Source organism: Kluyvera fluvialis (genome assembly GCF_059725275.1).
The window spans coordinates 403,738-421,271 of the sequence record NZ_AP046142.1 but is presented as its reverse complement, the minus strand read 5'-3'; the positions used below and the strand labels follow the sequence as shown (position 1 = coordinate 421,271).

General features: G+C 54.4%; 16 protein-coding genes. 10 read left to right on the top strand and 6 right to left on the bottom strand.

Annotated features, from left to right (window positions below; all coding sequences use genetic code 11):
- Both AC6I4B_RS01945 and mdcA read right to left on the bottom strand, forming a co-directional pair.
- Nucleotides 1-858: a triphosphoribosyl-dephospho-CoA synthase gene (locus AC6I4B_RS01945; RefSeq protein ID WP_497769097.1), complete on the bottom strand. Its 858-nt coding sequence runs from the start codon at nt 856-858 to the stop codon at nt 1-3.
- Nucleotides 858-2,513 (bottom strand): malonate decarboxylase subunit alpha, encoded by a 1,656-nt coding sequence (mdcA, locus tag AC6I4B_RS01940; protein WP_497769096.1) that lies wholly within the window; start codon nt 2,511-2,513, stop codon nt 858-860. The genes AC6I4B_RS01945 and mdcA overlap by 1 nt, the downstream gene beginning before the upstream one ends.
- 248 nt (nt 2,514-2,761) lie before the next feature.
- Here mdcA and AC6I4B_RS01935 point away from each other — a divergent pair, with 248 nt between their 5' ends.
- The 3 genes from AC6I4B_RS01935 (at nt 2,762) to AC6I4B_RS01925 (ending at nt 4,931) form a co-directional block, all read left to right on the top strand.
- Nucleotides 2,762-3,784, top strand: coding sequence for a hydrolase (locus AC6I4B_RS01935; RefSeq protein ID WP_497769094.1), 1,023 nt, complete (start codon nt 2,762-2,764; stop codon nt 3,782-3,784).
- Nucleotides 3,781-3,999 (top strand): YheU family protein, encoded by a 219-nt coding sequence (locus AC6I4B_RS01930; protein ID WP_497769093.1) that lies wholly within the window; start codon nt 3,781-3,783, stop codon nt 3,997-3,999. The genes AC6I4B_RS01935 and AC6I4B_RS01930 overlap by 4 nt, the downstream gene beginning before the upstream one ends.
- A gap of 62 nt (nt 4,000-4,061) precedes the next feature.
- Complete coding sequence (locus AC6I4B_RS01925; RefSeq protein WP_497769091.1) at nt 4,062-4,931, top strand: phosphoribulokinase; 870 nt, start codon at nt 4,062-4,064, stop codon at nt 4,929-4,931.
- A 49-nt stretch (nt 4,932-4,980) separates the two neighbouring features.
- Here AC6I4B_RS01925 and AC6I4B_RS01920 read toward each other — a convergent pair whose 3' ends face one another.
- A complete protein-coding gene (locus tag AC6I4B_RS01920; protein ID WP_497769090.1) occupies nt 4,981-5,385 on the bottom strand; it encodes an OsmC family protein in 405 nt (134 codons plus the stop codon).
- A gap of 304 nt (nt 5,386-5,689) precedes the next feature.
- Between AC6I4B_RS01920 and crp the strand changes: the two genes are divergently transcribed.
- Nucleotides 5,690-6,322: a cAMP-activated global transcriptional regulator CRP gene (crp, locus tag AC6I4B_RS01915; protein ID WP_000242758.1), complete on the top strand. Its 633-nt coding sequence runs from the start codon at nt 5,690-5,692 to the stop codon at nt 6,320-6,322.
- A gap of 48 nt (nt 6,323-6,370) precedes the next feature.
- Nucleotides 6,371-8,446 carry a YccS/YhfK family putative transporter gene (locus AC6I4B_RS01910; protein WP_497772315.1) on the top strand — a complete coding sequence of 692 codons (2,076 nt, stop codon included), beginning with the start codon at nt 6,371-6,373 and terminating at the stop codon, nt 8,444-8,446.
- On the opposite strand, the gene argD is transcribed toward AC6I4B_RS01910, so the two are convergent.
- The 3 genes from argD to ppiA form a co-directional block, all read right to left on the bottom strand.
- Entirely contained in the window at nt 8,439-9,656 is a 1,218-nt protein-coding gene (gene argD / locus AC6I4B_RS01905) for a bifunctional acetylornithine/succinyldiaminopimelate transaminase (RefSeq protein ID WP_497769088.1), read from the bottom strand. The two genes, AC6I4B_RS01910 and argD, sit on opposite strands and share 8 nt — an antisense overlap.
- Nucleotides 9,657-9,740: 84 nt before the next feature.
- Entirely contained in the window at nt 9,741-10,304 is a 564-nt protein-coding gene (pabA, locus tag AC6I4B_RS01900) for an aminodeoxychorismate synthase component 2 (RefSeq protein ID WP_497772314.1), read from the bottom strand.
- A 100-nt stretch (nt 10,305-10,404) separates the two neighbouring features.
- Nucleotides 10,405-10,977, bottom strand: a complete 573-nt coding sequence (gene ppiA, locus AC6I4B_RS01895) for a peptidylprolyl isomerase A (protein ID WP_497769087.1) — start codon at nt 10,975-10,977, stop codon at nt 10,405-10,407.
- A 275-nt stretch (nt 10,978-11,252) separates the two neighbouring features.
- Here ppiA and tsgA point away from each other — a divergent pair, with 275 nt between their 5' ends.
- From tsgA to AC6I4B_RS01870, 5 genes are all read left to right on the top strand, one after another.
- The gene (tsgA, locus tag AC6I4B_RS01890) at nt 11,253-12,434 is read left to right on the top strand and encodes an MFS transporter TsgA (RefSeq protein WP_497769085.1); all 1,182 of its coding nucleotides are present in this window, start codon (nt 11,253-11,255) and stop codon (nt 12,432-12,434) included.
- Nucleotides 12,435-12,694: 260 nt separating this feature from the next.
- Nucleotides 12,695-15,238: a nitrite reductase large subunit NirB gene (nirB, locus tag AC6I4B_RS01885; RefSeq protein WP_497769084.1), complete on the top strand. Its 2,544-nt coding sequence runs from the start codon at nt 12,695-12,697 to the stop codon at nt 15,236-15,238.
- Nucleotides 15,235-15,561, top strand: a complete 327-nt coding sequence (gene nirD, locus AC6I4B_RS01880) for a nitrite reductase small subunit NirD (protein ID WP_497769083.1) — start codon at nt 15,235-15,237, stop codon at nt 15,559-15,561. The genes nirB and nirD overlap by 4 nt, the downstream gene beginning before the upstream one ends.
- A gap of 148 nt (nt 15,562-15,709) precedes the next feature.
- Nucleotides 15,710-17,083 (top strand): siroheme synthase CysG, encoded by a 1,374-nt coding sequence (gene cysG / locus AC6I4B_RS01875; RefSeq protein WP_497769081.1) that lies wholly within the window; start codon nt 15,710-15,712, stop codon nt 17,081-17,083.
- A gap of 230 nt (nt 17,084-17,313) precedes the next feature.
- Nucleotides 17,314-17,487, top strand: a complete 174-nt coding sequence (locus AC6I4B_RS01870; RefSeq protein ID WP_497769079.1) for a DUF4223 family protein — start codon at nt 17,314-17,316, stop codon at nt 17,485-17,487.
- Nucleotides 17,488-17,534 lie beyond the last annotated feature (47 nt).

The window sequence follows — 17,534 nt, the reverse complement described above, 5'->3', positions numbered from 1 at the left end:
TTAATGCTTTAAATACGGCGACTCGATGCGGTCGAGAAACAGCGTGGCGGCGAGTAAATCTGCCGCACCGCCCGGCGAGGCATTCAGCGCCAGCATGTGCTGGTCTAGCTGCGCCAACGCTTGCTGGCCTGCGGGGTGCGCACTGCCTCCGGCGCGCAGTACGGCGCGCGCGCCATCTTGCATGGCGTCTAACCCCTCCATGCCCGCGCGCGACAACACGCAGGTGTCGGTCAGCGAAGTCATAATCGCCATCAGTGCGTCGAGCCTTGCGTGCGTTTCGCCGCTGCCGTTCAACCGGCTGAGCCGAAGCTGCGGCAGCGCACGCTGCATAATGTGCGGAAACGCCTGCTGCGCTTCTTCCCGCGCGCCCGGTACCTGATAACGATGCGTAGCCCGAAGCCCCTTGCTGAAAACTTTCGGTGCGGCGTCATCGGGCAGTTTCGCCAGTTCAGCGGCGGTCGTCGCCACCTGCTGCGCGTTGCCCGTTCCGCCCTGCATCGCCACGGCGCTCACCAGTAATCCCAGCGCCCAAATCGCGCCACGGTGAGTGTTCACGCCGTCGGTTGCCGCCATCATCTGTTGCTCACCTTCGCGGCCCAATCGGCCAATGGTTTGTCTGAGCGCAATGTCCGCCGGACGTTGCCAGCTTTGTTGCGCCAGCGCCTGAAACGTGGGGGTTAGGCTGTGCGCCGAGCGCTCCATTAGCGCGAGCGATAAATCGTGATGCGCGCCGTTCCCCCGACTGTCCACCAGACCGGGTTTCGGGCTTAATCGTGCTTCGTCAATCAGACACTGCGTGGCGGTTCGCGCCAGCCATTCGGCACCGCCTTCAACCTGAATCTGGGGCAGAAGTTTCATTACCAGCTCCGGAATTTCGCAGGTGGGTTATAAAGACCGCCAGACCATTCCACCAGGTCGGCAACGCTACCCGCCGCCAGCAGAGAACGGGTGGCATCAGTACGGCGAATGCCCATGTCTTCCGGGTAAACCACTTTGCCGCTGCTTCGCAGCGCCGCAACGCGTTTGGCATCCACGCCCAGGCCGATATCGGTAATACCGGCAACCGCCGCCACCATCGCCCGACGTTCTTCCAGGCTTTCTGCACGGTAGAGGTAGGCAATCCCTTCTTCGGTGAGGACGTGGGTCACGTCGTCGCCATAGATCATCACCGGAGCCAGCGGCATACCAGAGGCTTTCGCCACCTCGACGGCATCCAGTTTTTCTACGAAGGTAGGCTTAACACCGGCCTGGAAGGTTTCGACCATCTGCACCACCAGTTTTTTACCGCGCTGCATCGGGTCTGGCTCGGTAATCATGTTCAGCCAGGCCGGAGTGGCGTGACGGCGGCCATGCGGGTCATGCCCCATATTTGGCGCGCCACCAAAACCAGACAGGCGACCACGCGTTACCGTGGAGGAGTTCGCCAGGCCATCAACCTGTAAGGTCGAGCCGATAAACATATCAACCGCATACTGCCCTGCCAGCTGGCAGAAGGCGCGGTTAGAACGCATCGAGCCATCAGCGCCGGTAAAGAACACATCAGGACGGGCACGGATATACTCTTCCATCCCCAGTTCGCCGCCGAAGCAGTGCACGCTTTCCACCCAACCGCTTTCAATTGCCGGGATAAGCGTTGGATGCGGGTTCAGCGTCCAGTGTTTACAGATTTTGCCGCGCAGGCCGAGTTGCTCACCGTAGGTTGGCAGCAGCAGTTCAATCGCCGCAGTGTTAAAGCCGATACCGTGGTTTAGCGACTGCACCTGATGCTCCGCGTAGATGCCTTTAATCGCCATCATCGCCATCAGGATGTGTTCTTGTTTAATCAGACGTGGGTCGCGGGTGAACAGCGGTTCAATAAAGAACGGTTTGTCAGCAACCACCACGTAATCAATCCATGAACCAGGGATATCAACACGCGGCAGGTCGCATTCGTCGTCCACCAGTTCATTAACCTGTGCGATAACAATGCCGTCATGGAATGCGGCGGCTTCCACCAGCGCTGGGGTATCTTCGGTACTCGGCCCGGTATACAGGTTGCCTTTGCGGTCAGCTTTATAACCGGCAATCAGCGCCACATTCGGGGCCAGGTCAACGTACAGGCGGGAGTAAAGTTCGATGTAGGTGTGAATCGCGCCGATTTCCAGCAAGCCATCTTCCAGCAGTTGCGAGATACGCAGGCTTTGAGTGCCGGAGAAGGAGAAATCCAGTTTGCGGGCGATACCTTTTTCAAAGATATCCAGATGCTCGCTACGCCCGACGCTTGGCATAATCATATGCAGGTCGTGCACAATCTGCGGGTTAACCTCAGCCAGCATACGAGACAGGAAATCTGCCTGCTTCTGGTTATTCCCTTCCAAAACCACGCGATCGCCTGGGGCGATCAGTTTTTCCAGCATTGCGGTCAGGTCTGCGGTCGGCAGCACCTTGCCCTGCACCGGAACAGAAGCCAGACGCCGCTGTTTTTCGCTGCGACGGGTGTTCCAGACTCGTGCTGGCGTTTGCCCAGATAACATTATTAACCTCCTGATTCAGCTAATCATTTTGATTGCTTAACACCAGAAAGAGTGTGCACCCTGGTGAGAAAGTCATCAATTAAGCGTAGGTGCTAATCATTAGCCTAAGAGTAATAATTGAAGTAACAATTTGTGATAGGGATCTGATTCAGGCGGGAGAAAAACGGCTACCGACGCCTCATTTTCTTAAACACGATGGCAAAGTGGCGGTATAGTAGGCGGCAGATTACTGGACACATCGCATATTTATGACTGAAACAACCCACCACGACTTCAACATCGACACCCAAAGCAGCGACGACTTCGTACCAATGCGCGGCGTCAGCAATTGTCATCTTCAGACGATGCTGCCACGCCTGATTCGCCGAAAGCTGCAATTTACCCCGCACTGGCAACGCCTTGAGTTGCCAGACGGTGATTTCGTTGATTTAGCGTGGAGTGAAGACCCGGCTGGCGCGCGCCATAAACCGCGTCTGGTGGTGTTTCATGGCCTGGAAGGCAGTCTGCACAGTCCTTATGCGCACGGCCTGATTAACGCCGCCAGGCAGCAGGGTTGGCTGGGCGTAGTGATGCATTTTCGCGGCTGTAGCGGTGAACCTAATCGTCTGAACCGAATTTACCATTCGGGCGAAACGGAAGACGGCACATGGTTTTTACGCTGGCTACAGCGGGAAATGGGTGACGCGCCAACCGCAGCGGTGGGCTATTCGCTCGGCGGTAACATGCTGGCCTGCCTGCTGGCAAAAGAAGGTGACGATATTCCGGTTGATGCGGCGGTGATTGTCTCCGCGCCGTTTATGCTCGAAGCCTGTAGCTACCACATGGACAAAGGCTTCTCGCGGGTTTACCAGCGCTATCTGTTAAACCTGCTGAAAGGCAACGCCGCACGTAAGCTCAAGGCTTATCCAGGCTCGCTACCGGTGGATCTGCGCCAGTTGAAAAGTATGCGTCACATCCGTGAATTTGATGATTCGATCACCTCGAAGATTCACGGCTTTGCCGATGCCATCGACTACTATCGCCAGTGCAGTGCAATGCCGACGTTGAGCAAAATCACCAAACCGACGCTGATCATTCATGCGAAAGACGATCCTTTTATGGATCACCACTCGATTCCCGCGCAAGAAGAGCTACCGGAGAACGTGGAGTACCAACTGACGGAGCACGGCGGCCACGTCGGGTTTATCGGTGGCACACTGTTCCACCCAGAGATGTGGCTGGAAAAACGCATCCCTGCGTGGCTAATGTCAAGGCTCGGAGGCAAAGTATGATTATTCCCTGGCAAGAAATTCCGGCTGAAACCCTCGACAATCTCGTGGAAAGCTTTGTCTTGCGCGAAGGCACCGATTATGGTGAATATGAACGCTCACTTGCGCAAAAGGTCGCCGATGTTAAAGAGCAATTAAAAAGCGGCGAGGCGGTGCTGGTGTGGTCTGAACTTCACGAGACGGTCAACATCATGCCCCGCAACCAATTTCGCGGTTAACGATAACGACGGGTGACAGCAGGCGCTTTCGCGTTCTGTCGCCTGTTCAGGGAGTTATTCGCATGTCTGCCAAACATCCAGTTATTGCTGTTACCGGCTCCAGCGGAGCGGGAACCACCACCACCAGCCTGGCCTTTCGTAAAATATTTGCCCAGCTCAACCTGCGTTCAGCGGAAGTTGAAGGCGACAGTTTCCATCGTTACACCCGCCCAGAAATGGATATGGCCATTCGTAAGGCTCGTGATCTGGGCCGTCATATCAGCTATTTCGGCCCGGACGCCAATGACTTCGGCCTGCTTGAACAAACCTTTCGAGAGTACGGCCTGAGCGGTAAAGGGCAGTCGCGTAAATATCTGCATACCTACGATGAAGCCGTACCGTGGGATCAAGTACCGGGGACGTTCACCCCCTGGCAGCCATTGCCGGAACCCACCGATGTCCTGTTCTATGAAGGGCTGCACGGCGGCGTAGTGACGCCACAGCATGACGTCGCACGTCATGTTGATTTGCTGGTTGGCGTAGTGCCTATCGTCAACCTGGAGTGGATTCAGAAGATGATTCGCGACACCAGCGAGCGTGGGCATTCGCGTGAGGCGGTGATGGACTCCGTAGTGCGCTCAATGGAAGACTACATCAACTACATTACTCCGCAGTTCTCGCGCACCCATATCAACTTCCAGCGAGTGCCAACGGTCGATACCTCTAACCCGTTTGCTGCGAAAAGCATTCCATCACTGGATGAGAGTTTTGTGGTCATTCACTTCCGCAACCTGGAAGGGATTGACTACCCGTGGCTGCTGGCGATGCTGCAAGGCTCGTTTATCTCGCATATGAATACGCTGGTCGTTCCCGGCGGCAAGATGGGGCTGGCGATGGAGTTGATTATGATGCCGCTGGTACAGCGGTTAGTGGAAGAGAAGAACAACGCCTGAATCATCACGATTGCCCGATAGGCAGGACGCCGCCGGGCAATCACGGATATCAGCCTTCAATCACTTCGTATGAGTGCGTGATGTTGACAGCTTTACCCAGCATCAACGCCACTGAGCAGTATTTCTCCGCCGACAGGTCAACCGCGCGTGCAACAGCCGCATCTTTCAACTCTTTACCGCTCACAATGAAGTGCAGGTTGATGTGCGTGAACAGGCGCGGTGCTTCTTCGCGGCGTACGGAAGTGAGCTTTACTTCGCAGTCAGAAACGTCATAGCGGCCTTTTTGCAGAATAGACACCACGTCAATTGCGCTACAACCACCGGCCGCCATTAGCACGATTTCCATCGGGCTTGGCGCTTTATCGCCAGAGTTGCCGTCCATCAAAATTTGGTGGCCAGAAGCCGACTCACCGAGGAAGGTCATCCCCTCAACCCATTTCACACGCGCTTGCATAATATTTAACTCCCAGGTTGCAATTTTCTTCCCAGATTACGCGCACATAACAAATCTCGCAACGGAAGGCGATCGCCGTCATGCTGAAGCGAGACACCAGGAGACACACGGCTCAAGCTATGCTAAAACAGTCAGGATGCTACGGTAATACATAAACGTACTGCATGTATGCAGAGGACATCACATTACAGGCTGCGGCAATATTCGACAGCCGACTTCCCAGGTAACGGGAAGGATACTATTGCAACCGGTGGCTGCAATGTTTTTGCCGCCGGAAAGAGCTTATAACAGAGGATAACCGCGCATGGTGCTTGGCAAACCGCAAACAGACCCGACTCTCGAATGGTTCTTGTCTCATTGCCATATTCATAAGTACCCCTCGAAGAGCACGCTGATTCACCAGGGTGAAAAAGCAGAAACGCTGTATTACATCGTCAAAGGCTCAGTGGCTGTACTCATCAAGGACGAAGAAGGGAAAGAGATGATCCTCTCTTACCTTAACCAGGGCGATTTTATCGGCGAGTTAGGCCTGTTTGAAGAAGGCCAGGAACGCAGCGCGTGGGTACGGGCAAAAACCGCTTGTGAAGTTGCTGAAATCTCTTATAAAAAATTCCGTCAGCTGATTCAGGTTAACCCAGACATCCTGATGCGTCTCTCTTCGCAAATGGCACGTCGTCTGCAAGTCACGTCTGAAAAAGTCGGCAACCTGGCATTCCTGGACGTGACAGGTCGTATCGCACAGACGCTGCTGAACCTGGCAAAACAGCCGGACGCCATGACTCACCCGGACGGTATGCAGATCAAAATCACCCGTCAGGAAATTGGTCAGATCGTGGGCTGCTCCCGTGAAACAGTGGGCCGTATTCTGAAAATGCTGGAAGATCAAAACCTGATCTCCGCACACGGCAAAACGATTGTCGTTTACGGTACTCGCTAATCCTTTAAAACGGCGTATTGTTCCAACGGTACGCCGTTTTTGTCTCTTATGTGGCGCAGGCTGATTTACCACCCGGAAGTCAACTATGCACTGCGGCAAACGCTGGTGTTATGTTTGCCGGTCGCCATTGGCCTTATCTTCGGCCATCTTCAACAAGGTCTGCTGTTTTCGCTGGTTCCCGCCTGCTGCAATATTGCCGGTCTTGATACCCCGCATAAACGTTTTTTCAAACGCCTGATTATTGGCGGCTGTCTGTTCGCCGGATGCAGTCTTGCCGTTCAGTTGTTGCTGGCGCGCGAGGTTCCGCTACCGTTGATTCTCAGCGGGCTGGCGCTGATTTTGGGCGTAACGGCGGAGATAAGCTCCCTGCACGGGCGGCTGCTGCCGGCTTCGCTGATTGCCGCTATTTTTACCCTCAGCCTGGCTGGTAATATGCCCATTTGGCAGCCGCTGCTTATCTACGCACTCGGCACGCTGTGGTATGGATTATTCAACTGGTGGTGGTTTTGGATTTGGCGCGAGCAGCCGCTGCGCGAGTCACTAAGCCTGCTCTACCGCCAGCTCGCCGACTATTGCGAAGCAAAATATAGCCTCCTGACGCAGCACACCGACCCCAACACCGCGCTGCCGCCGCTTTTAAGCCGCCAGCAAAAGGTGGTTGACCTTATTTCTCAGTGTTATCAGCAGCTACACATGCTGGCGGCAAACCAGAATAACGATTACAAACGCCTGCTGCGCGCCTTCCAGATTGGCCTTGATCTACAGGAGCACATTTCGGTGAGTCTGCATCAGCCAGAGGAGGTGCAAAAACTGGTCGAACGTAGCCACGCTGAGGCGGTGATCCGCTGGAATGCCCAGACCGTCGCCGCGCGCCTGCGGGTGCTCGCGGATGACATTCTCTATCACCGCTATCCCAGCCGTTTCAGTATGAAAAAACAGATTGGCGCGCTGGAGAAAATCACCGAACAGCACCCGGATAACCCGGTTGGGCAGTTCTGTGCCTGGCATTTCAGCCGCATTGCTCGCGTACTGCGCTTCCAAAGGCCGCTGTATCCGCGCAATCTGATGGCGGATAAAGAGCGCCGCCTGCCGCTGTTGCAGGCGTTAAAAAGCTATCTGTCGCTGAAGTCCCCCGCACTGCGCAATGCCGCCCGGTTAAGCGTGATGCTGAGCATCGCCAGCCTGATGGGCGCGGCGCTGCATTTGCCTAAACCGTACTGGATTTTAATGACGATATTATTGGTCACGCAAAACGGTTACGGTGCGACCCGTGTGCGCATTTTCCACCGTGCGGCGGGCACGCTGGCGGGTCTGGTTATCGCCGCCGTGGCCCTGCACTTCCACACGCCGCAGGGGCTGGCGCTCACCGGAATGCTGCTCATCACGCTGGGGAGTTATCTGATTATCCGCCGCAGCTATGGTTGGGCGACCGTCGGCTTCACCATCACAGCGGTATACACCCTGCAAATCCTCACGCTGAACGGTGAGCAGTTTATCGTCGCCCGTTTTCTCGACACCATTATCGGCTGCCTGATTGCCTTCGGCGGGATGCTATGGCTGTGGCCGCAGTGGCAAAGCGGCTTACTGCGCCAAAACGCCCAGGCGGCGCTGGAGGCGGATCAAGACGCCATTCGCCTGATACTCAGCGATGACCCGCAGGCGCCAAAACTGGCGTATCAACGGATGCGCGTGAACCAGGCGCACAATACGCTGTTTAACTCTTTAAACCAGGCGATGCAGGAGCCGAGCTTTAACTCGCGTTATCTGGACGATATGAAACTGTGGGTAACGCATAGCCAGTTTATCGTCGAGCATATCAACGCCATGACCACGCTGGCGCGCGAGCACAATATGCTTACGCCGGATTTAGCGCAGCAGTATCTGGAGTCGTGCGAAATTGCCCTGCAACGCTGTCAGCAGCGTCTGGAATATGATGAGGCGGGAAGTAGCGGCGAGGTGAATATTATGGAGTCGCCGGATGCGCTGTCCCACGGTGCGCTTAGCACGATGGAACAGCATCTCCAGCGTATTTTGGGGCATCTGAACACCATGCACACTATCTCGTCGGTGGCCTGGCGTCAGCGCCCTCGGCAGGGCGGCTGGTTAAAACGGCAGGCTAGCTAACGATTTTCGCCACCGCCTGCGCAAAACGTTGCAGGCCATCATCGATATCCGCGTCGTCAATCACCAGCGATGGTGCAAAGCGCATCACATCTGGCCCGGCGTTCAGCACCATCACGCCCTCTTCTGCGGCGGCATACAAAATATCGCGCGCGCGGCCTTTGTACTGCGCATTCAGCTCCGCGCCAATCAACAGCCCCATACCGCGAATATCGCTGAACACATCATACTGCGCGTTGATGTCGTGCAGATGCTGCACAAAACGTTCACGCCTGGACTTCACGCCGTCCAGCACTTCTGGGGTATTGATGATGTCGAACGCGGCTCCGGCAACAGCGCAGGCCAGCGGGTTGCCGCCATAAGTTGAGCCGTGCGAACCCACGTGGAACGCGCTGGCAATCTCTTCGGTGGTTAACACCGCGCTTATCGGAAAGCCGCCACCCAACGCTTTGGCGCTGGTCAGGATATCCGGTGTCACGCCATAGTGCATATAAGCAAACAGAGAGCCGGTACGCCCCATGCCGCTTTGTACTTCATCAAATACCAGCAGCGCCTGGTGTTTATCGCACAACGCTCGCAGCCCCTGGATAAACTCCGGCGTTGCCGCCATCACGCCGCCTTCACCCTGAATCGGCTCCACCACAACAGCGCAAGTATGGTCGTCCATCACCGCTTCAACTGCGTGCAAGTCATTGAACGGTACGTGGATGATATCGGCGGGTTTTGGGCCAAAACCGTCGGAGTATTTCGGCTGCCCGCCGACCGAAACGGTGAACAGCGAGCGCCCGTGGAAAGCGTTATGGAAGGCAATAATCTTGGTTTTATACGGGCTATGACGAGTGGATGCATAATAACGCGCCAGCTTGAAGGCGGTTTCGTTGGCTTCCGTCCCGGAGTTCATAAACACCACGCGCTCGGCAAAAGTGGCATCCACCAGCTTTTGTCCCAGACGTAGCGCCGGTTCGTTGGTGAAGACGTTACTGGTATGCCACAGCGTTTCACCCTGGCTTTTCAGCGCCTCTACCAGTGCCGGGTGACAATGACCCAGCGCCGTCACCGCGATACCGCCTGCAAAATCAACGTACTCTTTGCCCTGCTGATCCCACACGCGGCTGCCCTTACCCTTCACCGGGATAAACTCCGCCGGTGCATAAATGGGCAGAATGACCTGATCAAAGGTCGCGCGGGTGATTGCAGGTTGTTTGGTTTCCATGTCATGCCCTTCTTCAAACGATGAAGCAATGATTGTGAGAATTTATACACAAAATATGCATAAAAAATCACAGCGTGGCAACTACTATCGCTGGAGGAAGTTTGCCAGCAGCGCGTGTCCCTGCTCGCTGAGAATGCTCTCTGGATGGAACTGCACCCCTTCCAAATCCCACTGGCGGTGGCGAATCCCCATGATTTCCCCCGCTTCAGTGCGCGCGGTCACTTCAAAACAGTCGGGCAGCGTATCGGGTTGAATCAACAGTGAGTGATAGCGGGTGACGGTCAGCGGGTTATTCAGGCCGCGAAATACGCCCTGTTGCTGATGAGTAATCGGTGAGGTTTTGCCATGCATGACTTTTTCGGCACGAACGATGCGCGCACCAAACGCCTGTGCAATCGCCTGATGGCCTAAGCAGACGCCAAGCAGCGGTATTTTGCCCGCATAGTGGCGAATAACCTCCAGGGAGATACCGGCTTCATCCGGCGTACAAGGGCCGGGGGAGATAACGATTTTTTCCGGCGCTAGCTGGGCGATGTCTGCCAGCGTGATTTCGTCATTACGCTTGACCGTCACGCTCGCACCCAACTCGCAAAAATATTGGTACAGATTCCAGGTAAAAGAATCGTAGTTATCAATCAGCAGGATCATGGCGGCTCCGGTTATTTCATCTGCCGCCATTCTATACATAAAATCATTCAAGCTGCATCAAGGCGGCGGCCTCATGCCAGACGCCGCCAAAGATCATTGCTTACGGCAGCACTTTTGCGGAAAGGATAACCACAGGCTTAGAAGGAACATTTTGGTACGGCCCTACGTTGTGGGTCTGCACCTGGGAAATTTTGTCTGCCACGTCCATGCCTTTCACCACTTTGCCAAAGACGGCGTAGCCAAAATCACGCTGGCCGTGGTCGAGGAATGCGTTATCCGCCACGTTAATGAAGAACTGGCTGGTTGCACTATCTTTATCAGCAGTACGCGCCATCGCGATGGTACCACGAGTGTTGCGCAGGCCGTTGTCTGCTTCGTTTTTAATTGGTGGGTTCGGCTGCTTTTGCTGCATCTGCTCGTTAAAACCGCCGCCCTGAACCATAAAGCCAGGAATAACGCGGTGGAAAGTGGTGTTGTTGTAAAAACCACTGTTGACGTATTTAAGGAAGTTATCAACGGAGACTGGCGCTTTCTGGCTATCCAGTTGCAGCTCAATGTTGCCAGCAGAAGTGGTCAGCAACACATGCGGATCGTTTTTAGCCGCTAAAGCCGCAGGAGCCATCGCCGAGAGAGCAAAAACAGCCGCCATGGCCGCCAGAGTTGATTTGAGCATGAGAATTCCTTTAACGGTGCAGTAGAGAAGCAAGTGGCTTGATTCTAAAGAGGCTTAGCCCCTCAGGCCAGCGCTTTACCAAAGTTTACGCGGATGTAACATTTATAATGATCAGGGTAAGAATGGCCCACTCATTTCCGTGATCCAAATCACATTGACGTATGCAATGATTTATCTATTACACAATAAAACTATGAATATATCACTTCAATGACTAAAATCTGCTCGCTCAGCGCAGTGTCAACGCGCTTTACACAACTATTCACAGGCCAGTCATGACTAACAGCAACCGTATCAAGCTCACATGGATTAGCTTCTTCTCCTACGCCCTGACCGGCGCGTTGGTGATCGTCACCGGGATGGTGATGGGAAATATTGCCGATTACTTTAATCTGCCCGTTTCCAGCATGAGTAACACCTTCACCTTCCTGAACGCCGGGATTCTGATTTCCATCTTCCTGAACGCCTGGCTGATGGAAATTGTGCCGCTGAAAACGCAGTTGCGCTTTGGCTTTATCCTGATGGTGCTGGCCGTCATCGGGTTAATGACCAGCCATAGCCTGGCGCTGTTCTCTGCCGCCATGTTCGTACTGGGCCTGGTCAGCGGTATCACCATGTCGATTGGTACTTTCCTCGTAACCCATATGTATGAAGGCCGTCAGCGCGGCGCACGTCTGCTGTTCACTGACTCTTTCTTTAGTATGGCGGGGATGATTTTCCCCATGCTGGCCGCCTGGCTGCTGGCGCGTACCATTGAGTGGTACTGGGTATACGCCTGCATCGGCCTGATCTACGTGGCTATCTTTATTCTGACCTTCGGCTGCGATTTCCCTGTGCTGGGTAAAAAAGCGCAGAACAACGACCAGCCGGTAGTGAAAGAAAAATGGGGCATTGGCGTGCTGTTCCTGTCTATCGCCGCCTTGTGCTACATCCTCGGCCAGTTGGGCTTTATCTCCTGGGTTCCAGAATACGCCAAAGGTCTGGGCATGAGCCTGAATGACGCCGGTACGCTGGTAAGCGATTTCTGGATGTCTTATATGTTCGGCATGTGGGCATTCAGCTTTATCCTGCGTTTCTTCGACCTGCAACGCATTCTGACCGTACTGGCGGGTATCGCCACCGTAATGATGTATCTGTTCAACCACGGCGAACCACAGCATCTGGCATGGTTTATTCTGACACTGGGCTTCTTCTCCAGCGCCATTTATACCTCCATTATCACGCTGGGTTCTCTGCAAACCAAAGTGGCTTCGCCAAAACTGGTTAACTTCGTACTGACCTGCGGCACCATCGGCACTATGCTGACCTTCGTGGTCACCGGCCCGATTGTGGCTCACAGCGGGCCGCTGGCGGCGCTGACCACCGCCAACGCGCTGTATGCCGTGGTGTTCGTGATGTGTCTGATCCTCGGCTTTGTGAGCCGTCACCGCCAGAACGCGGCGACAGCCTCTCACTAATCCGTACCGCCCCTTTTCGTCATGAAAAGGGGCGTTTTTCTTCCCTTCTCTTCCCTGCCGTAAAATCGCTGCTTAATTACGCTTTTTGTACACAAAAGCAGCAGCGCATAAAGTTGTGTATTTTCCGCAACTTACAAAAATACTTAAAAATCATTACGCTACCCATTAAGGGGTAGACAAAGCCTAAATTGATTTGAATCAATAATCCCAAAAGCTGAATCGTTAAGGTAGGCAGTATTAGAATAGAAATCGAGGCAAAAATGAGCAAAGTCAGACTCGCAATTATCGGTAACGGCATGGTCGGCCACCGTTTTATTGAGGATCTTCTCGATAAATCCGACGCAAGCCAATTCGATATTACCGTCTTCTGTGAAGAACCCCGCATCGCCTACGACCGTGTCCACCTCTCCTCCTACTTCTCACATCACACGGCCGAAGAGCTGTCGCTGGTGCGCGAAGGCTTCTATGAGAAGCACGGCGTGAAGGTGCTGGTCGGCGAACGCGCCATCACCATCAACCGCAAAGAGAAGGTTATCCACTCCAGCGCGGGTCGCACCGTCTTTTACGACAAGCTGATCATGGCGACCGGTTCGTATCCGTGGATCCCACCGATTAAGGGTTCTGATACTCAGGATTGCTTCGTTTACCGCACGATTGAAGACCTCAACGCGATTGAATCCTGCGCGCGTCGCAGCAAGCGCGGTGCGGTGGTTGGCGGCGGCCTGCTCGGCCTCGAAGCGGCTGGCGCGCTGAAAAACCTCGGTGTCGAAACTCACGTTATCGAATTTGCACCAATGCTGATGGCAGAACAGCTCGACCAAATGGGCGGCGAACAGCTAAAACGCAAAATTGAAAGCATGGGCGTGAAAGTTCACACCAGCAAGAACACCAAAGAGATCGTACAAGAAGGCGAAAACGCGCGTAAAACCATGCGTTTTGCTGACGGCAGCCAGTTGGAAGTTGACTTTATCGTCTTCTCTACCGGTATTCGCCCGCGCGATAAACTGGCAACTCAGTGCGGTCTGGAAGTCGCTCCACGCGGCGGCATCATGATCAACGATAGCTGCCAAACCTCTGACCCGGATATCTACGCTATTGGCGAATGCGCTAGCTGGAAAAACCGCGTCTACGGTCTGGTCGCGCCTGGCTATAAAATGGCGCAGGTCGCCGTCGATCATATCATTGGCCGCGAAAACAGCTTCCAGGGCGCGGATATGAGCGCCAAGCTGAAACTGCTGGGCGTTGACGTCGGCGGTATTGGCGATGCGCATGGCCGTACGCCGGGCGCGCGCAGCTACGTTTACCTCGACGAAAGCAAAGAAGTCTACAAACGCCTGATTGTCAGCCCGGATAACAAAACACTGCTGGGTGCGGTACTGGTGGGCGACACCAGCGACTTCGGCAACCTGTTGCAACTGGCGCTGAACGCCATCGAACTGCCGGAACACCCAGACTCACTGATCCTGCCTGCACACGCGAGCGGCGGTAAACCGTCTATCGGCGTGGATAAACTGCCGGACAGCGCGCAGATTTGCTCTTGCTTCGATGTCACCAAAGGCGACCTGATTTCCGCCATCAACAAAGGCTGTCACACGGTCGCGGCGCTGAAAGCGGAAACCAAAGCCGGTACGGGCTGCGGCGGTTGTATCCCACTGGTTACCCAAGTGCTCAACGCCGAACTGGCGAAACAGGGCATCGAGGTGAACAACAACCTGTGTGAACACTTCGCGTTTACCCGCCAGGAGCTGTATCACCTGATTCGCGTGGAAGGCATCAAAACCTTCGACGAACTGCTGGCGAAATACGGCAAAGGCTACGGTTGTGAAGTCTGTAAACCAACCGTTGGCTCACTGCTGGCTTCCTGCTGGAATGAATACATCCTGAAACCGCAGCACACGCCATTGCAGGACACCAACGACAACTTCCTGGCAAACATCCAGAAAGACGGTACTTACTCGATTATCCCACGCTCTGCGGGCGGTGAAATCACCCCTGAAGGGCTGGTTGCCGTGGGCCGTATCGCGCGTGAATTTAATCTCTACACCAAGATTACCGGTTCACAGCGTATCGGTCTGTTCGGCGCACAAAAAGATGACCTGCCGGAAATCTGGCGTCAGTTGATTGAAGCGGGCTTCGAAACCGGTCACGCATATGCCAAAGCGCTGCGTATGGCGAAAACCTGCGTAGGCAGCACCTGGTGCCGTTACGGCGTCGGCGATAGCGTCGGCTTCGGCGTTGAGCTAGAAAACCGCTACAAAGGCATCCGTACGCCACACAAAATGAAGTTTGGCGTCTCTGGCTGTACCCGTGAATGTGCGGAAGCGCAGGGTAAAGACGTGGGCATCATCGCCACCGAAAAAGGCTGGAACCTGTACGTGTGTGGTAACGGCGGCATGAAACCGCGCCACGCGGATCTGCTGGCAGCGGATCTCGACCGTGAAACGCTGATCAAATACCTCGACCGCTTTATGATGTTCTACATCCGCACCGCCGATAAGCTGACGCGTACCGCGCCGTGGCTGGATAACCTGGAAGGCGGTATCGACTATCTGCGTTCCGTTATCATCGACGACAAACTGGGCCTGAACGAACAGCTGGAACAAGAAATTGCGCGTCTGCGCGAAGCGTTTGCCTGTGAATGGACTGAAACGGTCAACGACCCAGCAGCACAAGTTCGCTTCAAACACTTTATCAACAGCGAGCAGCGCGACCCGAACGTGCAAGTGGTGGCCGAGCGGGCACAGCACCGTCCGGCGACACCGTATGAACGTATTCCGGTAACTCTGGTGGAGGAAAACGCATGAGCCAGTGGGTAAATATCTGCAAGATTGACGATATCCTGCCAGCAACGGGCGTTTGCGCCCTGCTGGGCGACCAACAGGTAGCGATATTCCGTCCGTATGCCGACAACCAAGTGTTTGCCATCAGCAACATCGACCCGTTCTTTGAGTCGAGTGTGCTTTCACGTGGCCTGATTGCCGAACATCAGGGCGAGCTATGGGTGGCAAGCCCGCTCAAAAAACAGCGCTTCCGCCTGCGTGACGGCCTGTGCATGGAAGACGAAAGCCACTCTGTCGCTCACTACGAGGCTCGCGTCAAAGAGGGTCAAGTACAGTTGAAGGCCTGATTGTTTTTGGGAATAAGTAATACCAAAAACTTATGACCTTCAGAGGGTAACAGCAGCAAAAATCGTGTATTCCCTACGATAACTGCTGTTATCCTTACCCGCATTATTCACCCGCCGCATTTATTTGTTAATTCCGTGAGGTTACCCCGTGGATCACTTACCCATCTTTTGCCAACTGCGCGATCGTGACTGCTTGCTGGTCGGCGGTGGCGATGTTGCCGAACGTAAGGCGCGCTTGCTGCTGGATGCTGGCGCTCGCCTGACGGTGAATGCGCGGGAGTACGTCCCACAGTTTCACGTGTGGGCAGAGGCAGGAATGCTGACGCTGGTTGAAGGCGATTTCCAACCTGCCCTCCTCGACCCTTGCTGGCTGGCGATTGCCGCCACTGACGACGACAGGGTGAACCAGCAGGTTAGCGAGCAAGCGGAAGCGCGCCGTATTTTCTGTAACGTGGTCGATGCGCCTAAAGCCGCCAGCTTCATTATGCCGTCGATTATCGACCGTTCACCGCTGATGGTCGCGGTATCCTCCGGCGGTACGTCACCGGTGCTGGCGCGCCTGCTGCGCGAAAAACTGGAAGCCATGCTGCCACAACATTTGGGGCAAGTCGCCGCGTATGCCGGGCAACTGCGCGCACGGGTGAAAAAGCAGTTCGCCACTATGGCCGAGCGCCGCCGCTTCTGGGAAAAACTGTTTGTGAACGATCGCCTGGCCCAGTCACTGGCGAACCAGGATAACCAGGCCATTAATGAAGCAACTGAACAGCTCCTGAACACACCGCTGGATCATCGTGGTGAAGTGGTGCTGGTTGGCGCAGGGCCGGGTGATGCCGGGCTGCTGACGCTCAAAGGTTTGCAGCAAATTCAGCAGGCGGACGTCGTGGTCTACGACCGTCTGGTGTCTGACGATATTATGAATCTGGTACGCCGCGATGCCGATCGCATCTTTGTGGGTAAACGCGCGGGCTATCACTGCGTACCACAGGATGAAATTAACCAGATTCTGCTGCGAGAAGCGCAGCAAGGTAAACGCGTGGTGCGGCTGAAAGGCGGTGACCCGTTTATTTTTGGTCGCGGTGGCGAAGAACTTGAAACGCTGTGTGACGCGGGTATTCCGTTCTCTGTCGTTCCCGGCATTACCGCTGCGTCGGGTTGCTCGGCCTACTCCGGTATTCCGCTCACCCATCGCGATTACGCCCAAAGCGTGCGCCTGGTCACCGGTCATTTGAAAACCGGCGGCGAGTTAGATTGGGAAAACCTGGCGGCAGAAAAACAGACGTTGGTGTTTTACATGGGGCTGAACCAGGCTGCGACCATCCAGCAGAAGCTTATTGAACACGGTATGCAGGCTGATATGCCTGTTGCTATCGTCGAGAACGGCACGGCCATTAACCAACGCGTGGTCGATGGCCAATTAACTCAGCTTGGCGAACTGGCGCAACAAATGGCAAGCCCAGCGCTGATTATTGTTGGCCGCGTTGTGGGGCTACGCGAAAAACTGAATTGGTTCTCTAACCATTAATATCATTCCGTGCTATGTATTCCCGCATAGCACGTCTTCCCTCATACTTTTATTTTAAATACTCTCTTTATTAGCAACTCTTAATTCATTTTTTAATTAATTGAATAGTTAATATAGTTGACAGCACATTTCATTTTCAGGTTATATAGCAACAGCCTAATTCAATAATGTTTTTTACAGCATATGGAATTATGTATATTTTAGATTATAAAATTGATAGGGATTATTAAATGAAAAACATGCTTAAAGCAGCCGCAGTTCTGCTGGTGCTGTCCTCACTGACAGCTTGTACTGGTTCCGTCCAGAATAAAAACAAAAACTGCTCTTACGATTATTTATTACATCCAGCAATTTCTATTTCTAAGATTATTGGCGGGTGCGGTGATGCCGCAGCAGTAAAATAATCTTAGATTTATTTACTGAATAAATAAAAAAACCGGGAATACCCGGT